Annotated in this window: 17 protein-coding genes; 6 read left to right on the top strand and 11 right to left on the bottom strand. The window is 65.2% G+C overall.

Annotated elements, in window-relative coordinates:
• Positions 1–99: 99 nt before the first annotated feature.
• Positions 100–642 carry a recombinase family protein gene (locus ACYVGU_RS20150; RefSeq protein ID WP_198978999.1) on the bottom strand — a complete coding sequence of 181 codons (543 nt, stop codon included), beginning with the start codon at positions 640–642 and terminating at the stop codon, positions 100–102.
• A 138-nt stretch (positions 643–780) separates the two neighbouring features.
• Here ACYVGU_RS20150 and ACYVGU_RS20155 point away from each other — a divergent pair, with 138 nt between their 5' ends.
• The 6 genes from ACYVGU_RS20155 to ACYVGU_RS20180 all read left to right on the top strand — a co-directional run bounded on the left by ACYVGU_RS20155 (position 781) and on the right by ACYVGU_RS20180 (position 7,672).
• Positions 781–1,896, top strand: a complete 1,116-nt coding sequence (locus tag ACYVGU_RS20155) for a sensor histidine kinase (protein ID WP_022821627.1) — start codon at positions 781–783, stop codon at positions 1,894–1,896.
• Positions 1,893–2,675: a LytR/AlgR family response regulator transcription factor gene (locus ACYVGU_RS20160; RefSeq protein WP_022821626.1), complete on the top strand. Its 783-nt coding sequence runs from the start codon at positions 1,893–1,895 to the stop codon at positions 2,673–2,675. Before ACYVGU_RS20155 ends, ACYVGU_RS20160 begins: the two co-directional genes overlap by 4 nt.
• Positions 2,676–2,804: 129 nt before the next feature.
• Positions 2,805–3,248 (top strand): DUF305 domain-containing protein, encoded by a 444-nt coding sequence (locus ACYVGU_RS20165; protein ID WP_051166806.1) that lies wholly within the window; start codon positions 2,805–2,807, stop codon positions 3,246–3,248.
• Positions 3,249–3,344: 96 nt separating this feature from the next.
• Complete coding sequence (locus tag ACYVGU_RS20170) at positions 3,345–4,751, top strand: YncE family protein (protein WP_022821624.1); 1,407 nt, start codon at positions 3,345–3,347, stop codon at positions 4,749–4,751.
• Positions 4,752–4,862: 111 nt separating this feature from the next.
• The gene (locus tag ACYVGU_RS20175; RefSeq protein ID WP_022821623.1) at positions 4,863–6,092 is read left to right on the top strand and encodes a hypothetical protein; all 1,230 of its coding nucleotides are present in this window, start codon (positions 4,863–4,865) and stop codon (positions 6,090–6,092) included.
• Positions 6,093–6,199: 107 nt separating this feature from the next.
• Positions 6,200–7,672, top strand: a complete 1,473-nt coding sequence (locus tag ACYVGU_RS20180; RefSeq protein WP_022821622.1) for a YVTN family beta-propeller repeat protein — start codon at positions 6,200–6,202, stop codon at positions 7,670–7,672.
• Positions 7,673–7,774: 102 nt separating this feature from the next.
• Here ACYVGU_RS20180 and ACYVGU_RS20185 read toward each other — a convergent pair whose 3' ends face one another.
• From ACYVGU_RS20185 to ACYVGU_RS20230, 10 genes are all read right to left on the bottom strand, one after another.
• Positions 7,775–8,056, bottom strand: coding sequence for a YidH family protein (locus ACYVGU_RS20185; RefSeq protein ID WP_022821621.1), 282 nt, complete (start codon positions 8,054–8,056; stop codon positions 7,775–7,777).
• 9 nt (positions 8,057–8,065) lie between these two features.
• Positions 8,066–8,728: an MBL fold metallo-hydrolase gene (locus tag ACYVGU_RS20190; RefSeq protein WP_022821620.1), complete on the bottom strand. Its 663-nt coding sequence runs from the start codon at positions 8,726–8,728 to the stop codon at positions 8,066–8,068.
• Positions 8,729–8,816: 88 nt separating this feature from the next.
• On the bottom strand, positions 8,817–9,290 hold the full coding sequence (locus ACYVGU_RS20195; protein ID WP_022821619.1) for a hypothetical protein: 474 nt from the start codon (positions 9,288–9,290) through the stop codon (positions 8,817–8,819).
• 83 nt (positions 9,291–9,373) lie between these two features.
• The gene (locus ACYVGU_RS20200; protein ID WP_019949216.1) at positions 9,374–10,024 is read right to left on the bottom strand and encodes a TMEM175 family protein; all 651 of its coding nucleotides are present in this window, start codon (positions 10,022–10,024) and stop codon (positions 9,374–9,376) included.
• Between the two features lie 3 nt (positions 10,025–10,027).
• The gene (locus ACYVGU_RS20205; protein WP_019949217.1) at positions 10,028–10,315 is read right to left on the bottom strand and encodes a hypothetical protein; all 288 of its coding nucleotides are present in this window, start codon (positions 10,313–10,315) and stop codon (positions 10,028–10,030) included.
• 65 nt (positions 10,316–10,380) lie between these two features.
• On the bottom strand, positions 10,381–10,587 hold the full coding sequence (locus tag ACYVGU_RS20210; protein ID WP_073112413.1) for a hypothetical protein: 207 nt from the start codon (positions 10,585–10,587) through the stop codon (positions 10,381–10,383).
• A 116-nt stretch (positions 10,588–10,703) separates the two neighbouring features.
• Positions 10,704–11,420, bottom strand: a complete 717-nt coding sequence (locus ACYVGU_RS20215; RefSeq protein WP_019949219.1) for a substrate-binding domain-containing protein — start codon at positions 11,418–11,420, stop codon at positions 10,704–10,706.
• 61 nt (positions 11,421–11,481) lie between these two features.
• Positions 11,482–12,438 (bottom strand): molybdate ABC transporter substrate-binding protein, encoded by a 957-nt coding sequence (locus tag ACYVGU_RS20220; RefSeq protein WP_019949220.1) that lies wholly within the window; start codon positions 12,436–12,438, stop codon positions 11,482–11,484.
• A gap of 53 nt (positions 12,439–12,491) precedes the next feature.
• On the bottom strand, positions 12,492–12,986 hold the full coding sequence (locus ACYVGU_RS20225; protein WP_019949221.1) for a DsrE family protein: 495 nt from the start codon (positions 12,984–12,986) through the stop codon (positions 12,492–12,494).
• Positions 12,987–13,060: 74 nt separating this feature from the next.
• Positions 13,061–14,191: a c-type cytochrome gene (locus tag ACYVGU_RS20230; protein WP_019949222.1), complete on the bottom strand. Its 1,131-nt coding sequence runs from the start codon at positions 14,189–14,191 to the stop codon at positions 13,061–13,063.
• Positions 14,192–14,324 lie beyond the last annotated feature (133 nt).

Consider the following 14,324-nt stretch of genomic DNA (forward strand, 5'->3'; position numbering starts at 1 on the left):
GTATATAAAAAATATAATTATATAGGTAATTTAGGTGTTTTTGAACAAATAGGGTAAAACCTCCGAGTCGTCCGGTTAGGGGGCGGCATTTTGGCTCGGTTACCGCTGCAGTTTGGCTAGGTAGTTTTTCAGGGAGAGGTACTTGCCGTACTTCAGGTGCACGTCCACGATGGTGGTGAGCGGTACGCCCAGCGCGTGCAGGTGCAGAATCCGCTCGCGGTCGGCGTCGTACATGGAGGGCTGCACCACCCCCTTGGGCTTGCCCAGCACGATGCCCTGCTCGCGCCGCGCCCGCAAGCCTTCCTTCGTGCGCTCGGAAACGAAGTCCCGCTCCAGCTCGGCCAGCATGGCGAAAATGGTGAGCAGGATTTTGTGGGTCATGTCGCGGTGATTCTGCGGGTCCAGGTCCAGGCCCTGCTTGACCAGAATCAGCCGGCACCGCTTCTGGTGAATCAACTCTTCAATCAGGCCCAGCACTTCGCGCAGCGAGCGGCCCAGCCGGGAGAGCTCGGAGACGATGACCGTATCGCCGGCAGCAACCTTGGCCTTGGTTAAAAGTTTGGTACAAAGGTTAAACAGGCTAGTGAGAATTGTCTGACTCTCGGTGGGAGGCCCGCGCCTGCTACGGCTAACCTTTTTCACAAACTTCCCGTGCGCTTAGCCCCGGCGGGGTAATCGAGCTCGCCCAATACCGGCCCGAAGGCCCATTGGCCCGCCAAAAAGGCCATTCTGAATGCCAGGACGGCGCGGTGGCGGTGGGTTTCGCTACCTTTAAAGCGCATGAGCACGACCGCAGGGCCCTTGAAAACGCCGCAGAAGACCCCGCCCCTGGTGAGCGGCGCCACCATTGCCCTGGCGTGGCTGCTGTTCAGCGGGTTCATGGTGCTGCTGATTTTCGTGCAGAACCTCTCGGCCGGTACGCCCACCGACTGGCGCGAGGCCCTGGGCGGGCGCCTGCTGCACGGCCTGATTTGGGGGCTGCTCACGCCGGTGGTGTTTGCCCTGGCGGCCCGCTTCAACCTCCTCGAGAGCCGCCACCGGCTGCGGCACCTGCTGGCCCACGCGGCGGCCAGCTACGTCCTCACGCTTGCTTACCGCCTCGTGTACGCCGCCGTGATGCACGGCAGCGGGGCCGTGCCGGGCCGGGTTTCCCTCGCCGAGGTCGTGGCCAACGCCAACAGCTGGGTGCCCATTTACTGGATGCTGCTCTGCATCGCCTACGCCGTGCAGTACCGCGAGCGGTACCGCGAAGGCCGGGTGCGGGCCGCCCAGCTCGAAACCCAGCTGGTGCAGGCCCAGCTGCAGGCCCTGAAAATGCAGCTCCAGCCGCACTTTCTCTTCAATTCCATGAACGCCGTCTCGGCCCTGATGAGCCAGGACGTGAAGGCCGCCCGGCGCATGCTGGCCCAGCTCAGCCAGTTTCTGCGGCTGGTGCTGGAAGGTACCGACGAGCAGGAAGTGACCCTGGAACAGGAGCTGCGCCTCACCCGGCTCTACTTGGAAATCGAGCAAACCCGCTTCCCTGACCGGCTGGCCGTGCGCTACAATATTGCCCCCGATACCGAAGGGGCGCTGCTGCCCGCCCTGCTACTGCAGCCAGTGGTGGAAAACGCCGTGCGCCACGGCCTGGCGCCCCGCGCCGGGGCCGGCGAGCTGGCCGTGCGGGCCGAAAAACAGGGCGACCGGCTGCTGCTGCAAGTGCAGGACAACGGCCGGGGCGCGGCCGACACCGCCGCGCGGGGCATCGGCCTGCGCAACCTGGAAAGCCGGCTGGCCACGCTCTACGGCCCGGACTATGCCCTGGCGGTGGAGTCGGCCCCGGCGTGCGGCTACTGCCTGCGCTTGTCCATCCCGTTCCGGCGGGCGGTGGCCGGCGTTACCCCAGAGCCCGCATGAGCCCCATCCGCACGCTGCTGGTCGACGACGAGCCCCTGGCGCGCAGCCTGCTGCGCGAACTGTTGGCCGATTTTCCGGCGCTGGCCGTAACGGGCGAAGCCGCCAACGGCACCGAGGCCCTCACCGCCCTGCACACCGGCGCATACGACGTCGTTTTCCTTGATGTGCAGCTGCCTGACCTTGATGGCGTGCAGGTGCTGCGGCGGCTGCAGGCGGCCGGCCAGCCGCTCCCGCTGGTGGTGTTCGTGACGGCCTACGACCAGTACGCGGTGCAGGCCTTCGCCCTGCACGCCGTCGATTACCTGCTCAAACCGCTGGACCCCGACCGGTTTGCCGACTGCGTGGGCCGGCTGCCGCCGCAGTTGCTGCTGCGCCAAAGCCCGGCCCCCGGCCCCGCGCTGGCGGCCCTGCTGCACAGCTGGACCGCCCCGCCTGTGCCCGACTATCAGGACCAGTTTCTGGTGAAGCTGCCCGAGCGCAGCTTCTTCGTGCCGGCCGCCGAGGTGTGCTACTTCGAAGCCACCGGCAACGGCGTGCTGCTGCACGCGGCCGGCAGGCACTACCCGCTGCGCACGGCCCTGGGCCAGCTGGCCGAGCGGCTCGACCCGGCCGTGTTCCTGCGCATTCACCGCTCGTGCATCGTCAACCCGGCCCACATCGTGGATTTTAAGCATTGGTCGCACGGCGAGTACCTGTTTCGCATGGCCAACGGGCAGCACGTCACCTCCTCGCGCAGCTACAGCGCCGGGGTGCAGCAGCTGCTCAAGCGCTTCGCCTGAGCCGGGCCGGGCCGCAAAAGGCCGGTTCACCCCGGAATAGGTCCAGTTGGCCCGTGTCGGGCGTTCATCTTCTGGAGTTGCCCGTTAGCGCACCAGCCCCCCGCTCATGAGGTGGCAACGGCGCACGACATGACCAAACCCTTCCTCTTTTTACTAGCACTCACCTTCATCGGAGCCCTGACAGCCCACGCCCAACATAACCCGGCGGGCACGAAACCGATGCCGGGCATGGCCGGGATGGCCGGCATGCACATGAACCACGGCATGGCCGCCCCGGGCACCCCGGTCGCCGCCTTCCAGCACGGCATGGATTCGGTGATGGTGGTGATGGACGAGGGCATGCGCCGCATGACCGGCGCCAACCCCAACGACATCGACGCCAGCTTCGCGGCCATGATGCTGCCCCACCACCAGGGTGCCGTGGACATGGCCCGCCTGCAACTGCTATACGGCAAAGACCCGGCCCTGCGCCGCCTCGCCCAAAGCATCATCGCCGAGCAGCAGGTCGAGATTCAGCAGATGGCCGCCTGGCTGAAGCAGCATCCGGTGGCGAGCCAGAGTTCTGGCAAATAGCGCCCAATCCATCAGAATCGTCATGCTTCGACTACGGCTGCGCTCCTGGCTTGATGCGCCACATGCTCAGCATGACGTTCTTTTCCCCAATCCCAAATGAAATTTCCCCTTCTCCCCGGCCTGCTGCTTATTACCAGCGCCGCTGCGGCCCAGGCCGTGAGCCACCGCGACCGGGTGTACACCGCCGACCAGATTTCCAACACCGTTTCGGTCATCGACCCCGCCGACAACCAGCTGCTGGGCCAGATTGTGCTGGGCAAGCCGCAGCCCGATTTGCTGTCGGCGCTCTACAAAGGGCAGGCGCTGGTGCACGGCCTGGGCGCTTCGCCCGACCACAAATTGCTGGCCGTGGTGTCGGTGGGCTCCAATAACGTCACTTTCATCGAGACGGCTACGAATGCCATCCGGGGCAGCGTGTACGTGGGCCGCGCCCCGCACGAAGCTACGTTCCGGCCCGACGGCAAGGAGGCCTGGATAACGGTGCGCGGCGAGGACTACCTCTCCGTCATCGACGTGGCCACGCTGCGCGAAACCCGCCGCGTGCCCGTGCCCAACGGCCCCGGCCAGATTGCCTTCAGCCCCGACGGCCAGCGCGCCTTCGTGTGTTCCAGCTTTTCGCCCGAGCTGGCGGTGGTGGACGTGGCCACCTACAAAGTCATCAAAAAGGTCCCCGTGGTGAGCCCCTTCTCGCCCAATATCTTCCCTACCCGGGACGGCCAGCAAATCTGGTTCACGCACAAGGACGTGGGCAAGGTGTCGGTGCTGGATACCAAGACGCTCACCATCAGCGGCGTGCTGACGACCGGCCCCATCTCCAACCACGTGGCCACGGTGGACGTGGCCGCCGGCAAGCTGGCCTACGTGACGGTGGGCGGCGAGGACGTGGTGAAGGTGTACAGCCGCGCCCCCGGCTTCCGGCAGCTGGCCACCATTCCGGTGGGGGCGCTGCCGCACGGCATCTGGCCCTCGGGCGATGGCAGCCGGGTGTACGTGGGCCTGGAAAACGGCGACTCGGCCGTGGCCATCAGCACCGCGAGCAATAAAGTGCTGGCCAAAATAAAAGTCGGGCAGGCCCCGATGGCCCTGATGTACGTGCCCAACGCCGTGCCGGCCGGCGCGGCCGGCGCCACCGGCCTGGGCCGGCAGCTGGTGGACCAGCCCGCCATCGTCCGCACCCTGAAGCCGCCCACGCCCGGCCCCGCCACCGGCACCATGACGCTGCGCTCGGAAGGGCTGGTGGATTTGGCCACTTTCGCCCTGCGCGGCCTGACGCCCAACACCGACTACGACATCTTCCTGACCAGCGGCACCAAGGCACCCTACCCCCGTGACTACGCCCTGACCACCGTGCGCACCGACGCCAAAGGCGGGGCCATGGGCCAGGCGCTAGGGCCGGTGCAGCGCATCGCGGGCGGGGATTTGAATACATCCGGCAAAACGTTTTCGCGGGTAATCGTGGCGCCCAAAGCCGCTGACAGCGAACCCGTTTTGGTGGCCGAATAGTCCGCCTTTGGACGCCCACCCAAAGGCCATTCATGGCCGCCGGGACAACCATTCCTGCTGCAATGCCGAGCTAATCTAAACTGAATTCACTTGTAACCACAACCCTACAACATGCAATCCATTTTCAATCAACACACTGGCATCAGCTCGCGGGCGCAGTCGCTCAAGCGGTTTCTGCTGCCGGTGGCGGCGTGTGCGCTGCTGCTCGGCGGCTGCAAGAAGGACAACGAAGCCATCGGCGACACCAGCGCGCCACCGGTGCTCAACATCGTCTCGCCGGTGGAGGGCGCGACCATCATGCTCGGCGGGCGGCAGGGCAACGCCACCACGGCCGACTACAACGGCACGGGCTTCGCCATCAACCTGGAAATCGTGACCAAGGACACGGTCACCATCCCCACCAAGGAAAGCCTCAACATCCGCAACACTGCCGCCCTAGGCCAGCCCAACGTGAACCTGCCCGGCTTCGCGGCCAGCCTCGACGTGGACCTGATTAAGCCCGACGGCGGCACCATCCCGAAGGGTACCAACCTGGCCTCGCTCTTCAACATCGCCGGCACCGACGACACGCCCGGCCCCGGCGTGACTACCTGGGTGAGCTGGCACGTGCTGGAGTCGGTGGCGGCCGGTACTACCAGCTGCACGCTGACTACTTCGGTAACGGACCGCGCTGGCCGCAAGGTCACCGCCACCCGCTTGCTGAAAGTAGGCCCCGGACCCAACGGGGCCTTCAGCGGTGAGGCCCTGACGCCCGCCCCCAAACTCATCACCTACGGCACGGTGGACAACCCCGACGGCCCCACGGTGACCATGATTGCCCCGCGCACGCCCAGCAGCGTCAGCCCCGGCATCCAGACGGCGGGCGTGCTGCCGGCCCCGCCCACCAGCGGCGCGCTGTTTTTCATCCAGGTGTCGGCGCTCGATAAGTCGCGCAACGGCATCAACGTGGCCGAAAACGGGGACGGTGCCTTTGGCAAGCCCGCCGCTGACCGCGGCACGATTGAAGACAAGACGCAATCCAACGCCGGCGTGAACCGCTACGTGCCGGGCCTGAAAGTCACCTTCGACGTGCCCCTGCTCCAGCCCAACGGCAACGTGATTCCGGCCGGCGGCAACCTAGCCCCGGTCTTCAACACGGCCGGCAGCGAGCTGGACCCGAGCGGCTTCGTGCGCACCACCTTCGGCTGGAGCGTGGGAGGCACCCTGCAGCTGGGCGGCAAAACCAGCGTCACCATCAAAGCCGCCGTAACCGACGCGGCGGGCAAAACCGGCAGCACCACGCAAGTCGTGCAAATCAGCCCCGTGGCCAACGGCCAGCTGCTGACCCCGGCCCCGCGCTAAGGCACTGAATTTTAGGCCGTAGCCCCGCAACGGTCCGAAGGCTGGCTCGTTTCACGACGAGCCAGCCTTCGTTTTTTAGCGTCCCTTCCACTCCATTTTATTCTTCCATGCGCATTACTAACTTCTCCACTTTGGTCCTTGCGGCCACCCTGCTGCTCGGGGCTTGCTCGAAAAATAACGATGAGGACGCCCAGCCCGACATGGTAGTGCCGGCCGACCCCGGCCCTCAAGCGCCCAGCGCCAGCGACCGGGTGTACACGTCCGACCAGTCGTCGAACACGGTGTCGGTGCATGACCCGAACACCAACCGGCTGCTGGGCGTGATTCGCCTGGGTAAAGGGCGGCCCCAGTTCCTGAGCCCGCTCTACGACCGGGAAACCAACGTGCACGGCATGGGCGTCTCGCCCGACGGCAAGACGCTGGGCGTCATTGCTACCCTTACCAACGCGGTGGTGTTCATCGACCTGGCCACCAACGCCATTAAGAACACCGTGTATGTGGACCGTAATCCCCACGAGGGCTTTTTCACGCCCGACGGCAAGCAGTTTTGGGTGACGGTACGCGGGGCCGACTACGTAACGGTGATTGACGTGGAGAAAATGCAGGCCGTGAAAAACATCAAGACTGCGCCGGGCCCCGGCATGGTGGTGTTCCGGCCTGACGGCAAGGTGGCCTTCGTGGACCACTCCTTCACGGCCGAGCTGGATGTGGTGGATGTGAAAACCCGCGAAGTAATAGCGCGCGTACCGGTGGTGAGCAAGTTTTCCCCTAACCTGGCCGTAACGGCCGACGGCCAGCAGGTATGGCTTACGCACAAGGACGTGGGCAAGGTGACGGTGGTGAATGCCCAGACCTACGCCGTGGAGGGCGTGATTGACACCGGCCCTGGCACCAACCACGTGAACCTGGCCGGCCCCGGCGGTGGCACCCGCTTCAGCGGCGCGGCGGCCGGCGACTTCGCCTACGTAACCGTGGGCGGCGAAAACGCGGTGAAGGTATACACCCGCCAACGCCAGTTGGTGGCCACCATTCCGGTGGGCCCCAATCCGCACGGCGTGTGGCCCAATGGCGACGGCAGCAAGGTGTACGTAGGCCTGGAATACGGTGACGCGCTGGTGAGCATCGATACCAAAACCAATACCAAGCTGAGCGAAACTCCCAGTGGCCAAGACCCGAACGCCATCATTTACGTGGTGAAGGCCGGCGGTGGCAGTCCCGGCACCGGCAACCTGGAAGCCTTTGTGCCAGTCGCGCCCGTTAACCTGCGCCTGGTACCCGTCGGTACGCAGCCGGTACCCGGGGTAGGCGGCGTGGCCGTTATCCGGCCGGTAGAAGACGTGGACGAGTTGATTCTGGCTCTCAAGCGGCTGGCCCCGAACACGAACTACACCTTATACTTATCGGACAATAAAACCGCGCTGGTGGCCCCGGAGCCGGTTATCGCCTTCAAAACCGATGCCGAGGGCGCGGTCGAAGTCAACGCCTACTACCAGATTCGGCTGCGGCTGGCGGGGCGCTTTGCCGTGGTGGTGCTCGGCGACAAGAACCCGGCCGGCGCGGTCACGCTCACGCAGCCGTAAGCCGGCTGCTGACCAAAAAGGCCCCTGGTGCATGACGCATCAGGGGCCTTTTTTATGGGTGCAAACGCTTTTGCCTCGGGTAGCACCGGGGGTGTTTGTTGCTCAACTACCGCCGCCAGCCGGGAGCTGGCAGGTCGCCAGCTCCCGGCGGTGCGCCCGAAAGCGCAGCAGCCCTACCGCCAGCACCAATCCCGCCACGGCCAGCGCGGAGTACCCCAACCGGCCGCCCCGCTCGGGGTGAAATTGAAGGAGCGCCAACCCGAAGCCCACCAGTGCCAGGCTGGTGCGCACGTAGGTGAGCAAGGTCCGCTCATTGGCCAGCCGGGTCCGTTGCAGGGCCAGCCGGTCCGACAGGGTGAGGGGGTTGGTGGGGGTAAGCGGCATGGGGGTGGGCTACGTGAGGGTAATGGCCGCGCCCGGTTCGGCCAGCCGGTGAAACGTGATGCCGTGCTTCTCAAAGTACGGCCCGTAGTTCTCGTAGCGCTGCTGCACGAAGAAGGGCTTGATGTAGCCGTCGTGCACTGGCAGAATCTGCTGCGGTCGCATTTTCAGGGCGAAATCGGCCACCACGAGCTCCGTGAGAAAAGGCGCGGTGATGGGCAGAATGAGCAGCTCCACGCCCGCGAAGGGGAGCAGATTATGGGCAAAAGAGTCGGCCGGGTTCAGCACCTTGCCATTCACCAGCCAGGCTGTCATCTGTGGCAAGGGGCTGTCGAGAATGGCCTCGTGCTGCACCGGCAGGGCGTGCAGCTGAAACGCGCCCAACTCCAGGGGGCCTTCCTCGTGGATTTGCACGGCCAGGCCGTGCTTTTTCAATTCGGCCGCCACTTCACGATTGGAAATGATGACGGCCTGGTGCAGGGCCACGATTTTCTTTAGCGCCACCACATCAAGGTGGTCGGGGTGGTCGTGGGTAATGAGGACGACCGAGACGTCCTTAAAAACCTCCGGTTGCACCAGGCCTTCGTTGAAGGAAAACTTGCCGGGGTCGAAGAGAATTTGTTGGCCATCCAGCTCAAACAGCAGGCAGGAATGGATGTACTTGGTGATTTTCATGACCAGACTTAAATAGTGGGGCAGGACGGAAATGCGCGCCGAGAAGAGCGGAAATTTAACTAGCAAACGCTTACGGAAACCAGCGCTGCTAGACCCCTGCCGCCTCCTGCTGCTGGCGCAGGTACGCATACAGCCCGCCCAGCACCAGCCCGAACACCGCGTTGGCAACAAAAAAGTACGCCATGCCGCCGGCCGTCAGCACGTGCCCGCCCGCCAAGCCCTGCCCCAGCAGCGGCAGCACCACGAAGCCGTTGAGGACCCAGGGCAGCAGCGAAAACAGGCCGCCTTTTACCCAGCCATTGTCCGGCAGCCGGGGTTCGAACACCAGCACGTACAGCCCCACCATGCCCAGCCCCGTGAGGTAATGAAACAGCAGCTTGAAGCCCTCGGGCAGCCCCCCGGCCGGCAACACCGGCGTGGTATGCAGCAGTACAAGCTTGAGCAGGCCACCGCTTTCGGCGTTGACGGCCATCAGCGGGGCCGCTTTCAGCCCCAGAGTATTGGCGGTGATGGCGACCACGCCGGCCAGCAGGCCCAGGTACAGGCGGGGGTGTTTTTTCATGGGAGGGAGCAGAAAGGAAATAGGACAGGCAATGGGGGAGTATACGGCCACCCACGCGGCACCATTTGGCCCCGATGGGTTCTTCAGTCGCCCAGCCAGCGGTCGGCCACCAGGCCCAACGCGTAGTTAAGCTGCACCAGCAGCAGCAGCCCCGCCCCGGCCGGCACGCTGAGCAAGCACAGGCCCGCCGCTGCCGCGTACTGCACCTGCATCAGGCCCAGGCGGCGCACCAGGGCCCGGCCCACGGCCGCGTGCTCGGGCCGCAGCAGTCCGTGGCGCTGGGCGTAGCGGTAGCTGCCCAGCAACGCCCCGCCCAGCAGCAGCAGGTTGGCCCAGTACACCAGCACGGCCCCGCGCAGGGGAAAATGGGTGGTGAGAAACGCCGTGGAAAAGGGCAGCAGCCCCACCACCAGCAGAAAGGCAATGTGCCACCAGGCCAGCCGGCGGTCGCTGCGCGCCAGGTAGGTGAACTGCGTGCTCTGGCACACCCAGAAAATGCCCAGCGAGAGAAACCCCAGCACGTAGCCCCCGATGCTGGGCAGCAGCGCCCGCAGGGCCGGTCCCACGTCGGCCTCGGTGCGCACGAGGGCGGCGGCCGGCACCCGCAGGTTGAGCACGAGCAGGGTCATGGCGATGGAAAACACGCCGTCGCTGAGTGACTCGATGCGGCGCAGGCTCTGGCCCGCTACTTCAGTGTAGGCCAGGGGCGGTGCGTGGGACGAAGACTGGGCCATCGGCTAGCGCGGCGAACCGCCCGCCCGCCGGGTTTTGCGCGGGGCGGGGGCCTGGCGATGGTCCAGCCGGTCTTCCTCCCGAACGAGCTTGGGCTCTTTGCTCAGGCTTTGGCCGTGGTTCACGCGGCCGTCGCGCATCATGCGGCGGTTTTCGCGCAGCAACTTGTCGTCGGTTTTGCCTTCTTTTTTGAGCATTTTGCCGCCTTCCTGGCCGTGACCCGGTGGGTTGATGGCGGTGAGCAGCAGGCCGGTCAGGGCGAGCAGGCCGGGGAGTTGAGCGAGACGGGTCATGGGGTTTGGATGATGGAGAAGCGGTTGCCGCAGGTACGGCGGCCCGTATTTTCAAACTTGCTTTGTTAGCCCAGCTGCAAGCGAAACAGCGTGGAAAGCGTGCCCGCCACCAGAGCCCAGGCCATGCCCGTAAGCAGGTACTGTTTGGCAATGGTCTTGGGGTCCTGGCTGAATACGTAGCGAAACAGCCAGTGCGGCGTTTCGTGGTCGGCCGGGGGGGCGGCGGGCAACGGGGTGCTAGGCACCGGCATCGGAAGCGAAGGAATAGCCATGCGAATGCGGGAAAGCAAGGTGGAATAGTGAAAACCAAGAGCCATTTGCCCGTCCTGCTGAGCGCAGCCGAAGCAGGACGTTCTTCGTGTTTGCTTTCCGGCCGCCAACGCCCGGCCTATTCCCAGCCGTTGCGGCGGAAAATGGCGTGCCCGTCGGCCGACTGCAGAAAGGCCACGAACTGCCGGGCCGCGGCGGCCTGCGTGGTGCGCTGGGTGAGGGCAATGGGCGTGCCCCGACTCACGCGCTGGTCGCGGGGCAGGCGCACGAGGGCCGAGCCGGGCAGGCGCGGCTGCCAGGAGGCATAGGTTATCCAGGCGTCGTAGTCCTGGGGCTTTTGCTGCCAGAGGTCCACGGCCTCGGCGCTGGTTTTGACCGACGTTTTGGTGTTGTGCTGCAGGTTGCTGATGAGGGCGCTGCTGCGGGCCATGTCCTCGGTCATGCCCATCTGGCCGGCCCCGTTCACGTCGAGCAGGCGCACGCCGGGCCGGGCCAGGTCTTCGAGCCGCTTGATGTGCAGCGGGTTGCCGGGGCGCACCAGCACCGCCGACTCCCGGGCGTAGAGGCTGGTGCGGCTGGCTTCGTCGATAAAGCCGGGGTGGGCCAGCGCCGTTTGGGTGAGCATGTACTCGGCCCCGCCGTACACCAGGTCGGCGTCCTGCTGCGCCTGGGCCAGCCACTTGGGCTCGGGGCCGGCCGTGACGGCCACGTCCAGGCCGGTTTGTTTGGTGAAGGCGGCGGCGCATTCCTTCATGGCCGTGGCCGGGCCGCCGGGGCCGTACACGTGCAGGGTTTGGGCGGCGGCCGGCGCGGCCGCGAGCAGAGCAGGAGACATGAGCAATAGAGCGAAGCGGCGGAGCCGGGTAAGCGGGGATGTTTTCATGGGTATTAGCGCGTTACTTAACGGGCGGCAAAAAGCCGTATTTCTGGTACACGGCCTGCCCGTCTGGGCTGTTAAGGAAGGCCACAAAGTCTTCGGCGGCCTTGGCGTGGGGCGCGGCTTTCATCACCCCGGCCACGTAGTTGGCCATGATGTTTTCCTTGGCCGGGATGGCCACGCTTTCCACCGGGTGGCCCAGCATTTTCTGATAAAAGGCCTCCGTGTACCACACCGGGGCCGCGTCGGACTGGTCGTAGAGCACCCGCAGGGGCGACTGGCGGTGGTGAATCTGGGTCAGGTAAGTGCTGCCGGCTTTCACTTTGGTCGTCATCACGGCCGTTTTCAAGGCCGCGCCCCCGGCCTTCTCGTACGATTCCTCGATGCGCTTGCCGATGCCTTCCCATTCGGGGTTAGGCATGCTCACGCGCACCTCGGGCCGGCCCAAATCGCGCAGGCTGGTCACCTTCTTGGGGTTGCCCTGGCGCACGAGGATGGCCAGCCGGTTCTGGGCGTAGCTGGTGGTGCGGGCAAACCACTCCGGCGTCATATCCATGCGGTTTTTGCCGGCCGCGTACACGTCGGGCTTCAGCTCGATGCGCAGGTTGCCTACTACCAGGCTGCCCTGCGTAATCTGCTTAGCCAGGATGCCGGGCGGCAGCGTTTCCACGAAAATGCGCACGTACTCGGGGTGGGCCTTGCGGAACTCCTTCAGCAAATCATCGAGCACCATGAACTGGTTGCCCCCGAAAAACACCACCAACTGCGGGTCCACCACGTCGCCGTAGAGGTCGGGCGCGTTGTCGATGCCCGGCACCGTGAAGGGCACTCCAGCCTGAAACGGCGCGTTCCAGGGCGGGTCAAAGCGGTGGGCCGGCTCGGGCGGCGTGGGCTTTTGGATAGGCATGGTCTGGGCGAAAAGGGCGGCCGGGGCGGCCAGTGCCAGCGCCAGCAGCAGGTGCGGAAGGGGTTTCATGGGGTTGGGTAAGGAAAGCGGAGAAAAGCACAAAAGCAGCGGAGAGCCCGGCGCTACGGATGCACCAGCGACCAGCCCTGGGCCTGCCGGATAATAAGCTCGCCGTTGCCGCTGGGCACGTAGGAAATCAGCGGCAGCAGCTCGTCCTTGCTCATTTTCCTTTCCTTCAGCGTGTTCAGGCACTGGGCCAGAATCACGCCTTTCTGCTTGAGGGCCGTGAGCTGGGCCTCGTAGGGCTGGTCCTTGCGGTAGAGCGTGGTGCCCCCGCCGAAGGCAATCAGCTCCACGGTGAGCTTGCCTTTAAGCCGGCTGTCCTCCAGCGCGTTGCCGATGTTACGCAGCGTCTGCTGGATGAGCTTGGGGTCGTCGCTGTCGAGCTGGTAGATGACATGGTACTGGGCCTGGTCGGCCGTGGCCCCTTGGAAGGCACCTTTTTGAAAAGCTTCGCGGTCATGCATGGCGGTGGCGTTGCGGGTGGCGGGCGTCTGGGCGCGGGCCGAGAGGGTGAGGCCGGCGAGCAGCGCGGCGGTCAGCAGCAGGTGTTTCATGGCAACTGGGGAAAGGGCACCACCGAAGCAGCGCGGTGAAAACGAAAGGGGTGAAACTGGAAATCGGTGCGGGGCTACTCGCCGCCCTTTTTGCCCGCTTCCATCGCCGCGTAGGGACCAAACTGGTGCTGGTGCTGCGTAAACCGGTCGGCGTAAGGCGGGTAAGGGCAGTCGGCGGGCTTCTTTTTCAGGTTGGGGTAGTCCTTTTCCAGGTGGGCCATGCGCGGGCGGGGCAGCGAGTTGATGTAGGCCGCCACGTCGTAGGCGGCGTCATCGGTGAGGATGCTGTGCTCGGCCGTGGCGCCGAAAGGCATGTTGGCCTTGATAAAGCGGGCCGCCGTTTGCAGGCGGTGCATGCCGGCCCCGTCGTTGTAGCTGTCGGGCCCCCACAGCGGCGGGTACTGGTAGCCATCGGCGGCCAGCGTGCCGTTGAGGCGGCCCTGGCCATTGGCTCCGTGGCAGCTGGTGCACTGCTGGGCGAAGACGATTTTGCCCTGCCCGAGATTCGCCTCGCGGTTGGGCATGGTGAACTTAACAAAACCCTGGCCCTTCACCTTCTCCCCCACTGGCACCTGGCGGCCCAGCCATTTCATGTAGGTGATGATGGCCTTCATCTCCTTGCCGTCCACCGGCAGGGGCCGGCCGTTGAGGCTGCGCGTCATGCACCCATTGATGCGGTCCTCCAGGGTGCTGATGGCATCCTCGCGCCCTTTGTAGGTGGGGTAAATGCCCCAGATGCCCACGTAGGGGGCCGAAAACGCCTTCTGGCCGGCCTGCAGGTGGCAGTTCTGGCAGGCCAGGTTGCTGCCGGCCAGCCGCAGGGCCGGGTTGGCCACTTGCGGGCCGAGGTAGTGGGCGGTGTGGGCAATCAGCTCGTGGCCGTAGCGGATGAGCTGGCCCTCCGGGTCGGGCTTCACGCTGTCGAGCACGAAGCGGGCGGGCTGGAAGAAGTTGGTTTTGCTCCCCACAGCCCCCCCGGCAACGTCAGGCAAGCCCGCCGCAGGCCCACTCGCAGCGGCGGCCGTCGTGGCCGGGGCATCGGCCAGCAGGTCGGGCGTTTTGGGGTTGAAGACGACGATGTAGGCCGTCACGGCTACTACCAGCACCATCAGGGCAATCACCCAGGTCAGCAGGCCAGCGATTTTGATGAAGGCCTGCTTGTCTTCCGGCTGCAGCCGAGGCGAGGGGTCGGGAGTGGTTTCCATGAGGCCAAGGAGAGAGGTGAAACAGGCGGCAATGGCCAGCCAGCGCGCAAAACAACTTGTTTTGCGGAATGCAGACAGTCAATTAGTTAAATCGGGCAAAGCAAGCGCTACCATTCGGCCGCTCTGCCCCGTT

It is taken from the genome of Hymenobacter tenuis, from assembly GCF_054780495.1.

Coding starts and splice junctions, on each gene's coding strand:
- ACYVGU_RS20175 (WP_022821623.1), top strand. CDS start 4,863: ATGCAATCCATTTTCAATCAACACACTGGCATCAGCTCGCGGGCGCAG.
- ACYVGU_RS20180 (WP_022821622.1), top strand. CDS start 6,200: ATGCGCATTACTAACTTCTCCACTTTGGTCCTTGCGGCCACCCTGCTG.
- ACYVGU_RS20220 (WP_019949220.1), bottom strand. CDS start 12,438: ATGAAACCCCTTCCGCACCTGCTGCTGGCGCTGGCACTGGCCGCCCCG.
- ACYVGU_RS20190 (WP_022821620.1), bottom strand. CDS start 8,728: ATGAAAATCACCAAGTACATCCATTCCTGCCTGCTGTTTGAGCTGGAT.
- ACYVGU_RS20205 (WP_019949217.1), bottom strand. CDS start 10,315: ATGACCCGTCTCGCTCAACTCCCCGGCCTGCTCGCCCTGACCGGCCTG.
- ACYVGU_RS20225 (WP_019949221.1), bottom strand. CDS start 12,986: ATGAAACACCTGCTGCTGACCGCCGCGCTGCTCGCCGGCCTCACCCTC.
- ACYVGU_RS20195 (WP_022821619.1), bottom strand. CDS start 9,290: ATGAAAAAACACCCCCGCCTGTACCTGGGCCTGCTGGCCGGCGTGGTC.
- ACYVGU_RS20160 (WP_022821626.1), top strand. CDS start 1,893: ATGAGCCCCATCCGCACGCTGCTGGTCGACGACGAGCCCCTGGCGCGC.
- ACYVGU_RS20200 (WP_019949216.1), bottom strand. CDS start 10,024: ATGGCCCAGTCTTCGTCCCACGCACCGCCCCTGGCCTACACTGAAGTA.
- ACYVGU_RS20210 (WP_073112413.1), bottom strand. CDS start 10,587: ATGGCTATTCCTTCGCTTCCGATGCCGGTGCCTAGCACCCCGTTGCCC.
- ACYVGU_RS20215 (WP_019949219.1), bottom strand. CDS start 11,420: ATGTCTCCTGCTCTGCTCGCGGCCGCGCCGGCCGCCGCCCAAACCCTG.
- ACYVGU_RS20155 (WP_022821627.1), top strand. CDS start 781: ATGAGCACGACCGCAGGGCCCTTGAAAACGCCGCAGAAGACCCCGCCC.
- ACYVGU_RS20165 (WP_051166806.1), top strand. CDS start 2,805: ATGACCAAACCCTTCCTCTTTTTACTAGCACTCACCTTCATCGGAGCC.
- ACYVGU_RS20170 (WP_022821624.1), top strand. CDS start 3,345: ATGAAATTTCCCCTTCTCCCCGGCCTGCTGCTTATTACCAGCGCCGCT.
- ACYVGU_RS20185 (WP_022821621.1), bottom strand. CDS start 8,056: ATGCCGCTTACCCCCACCAACCCCCTCACCCTGTCGGACCGGCTGGCC.
- ACYVGU_RS20230 (WP_019949222.1), bottom strand. CDS start 14,191: ATGGAAACCACTCCCGACCCCTCGCCTCGGCTGCAGCCGGAAGACAAG.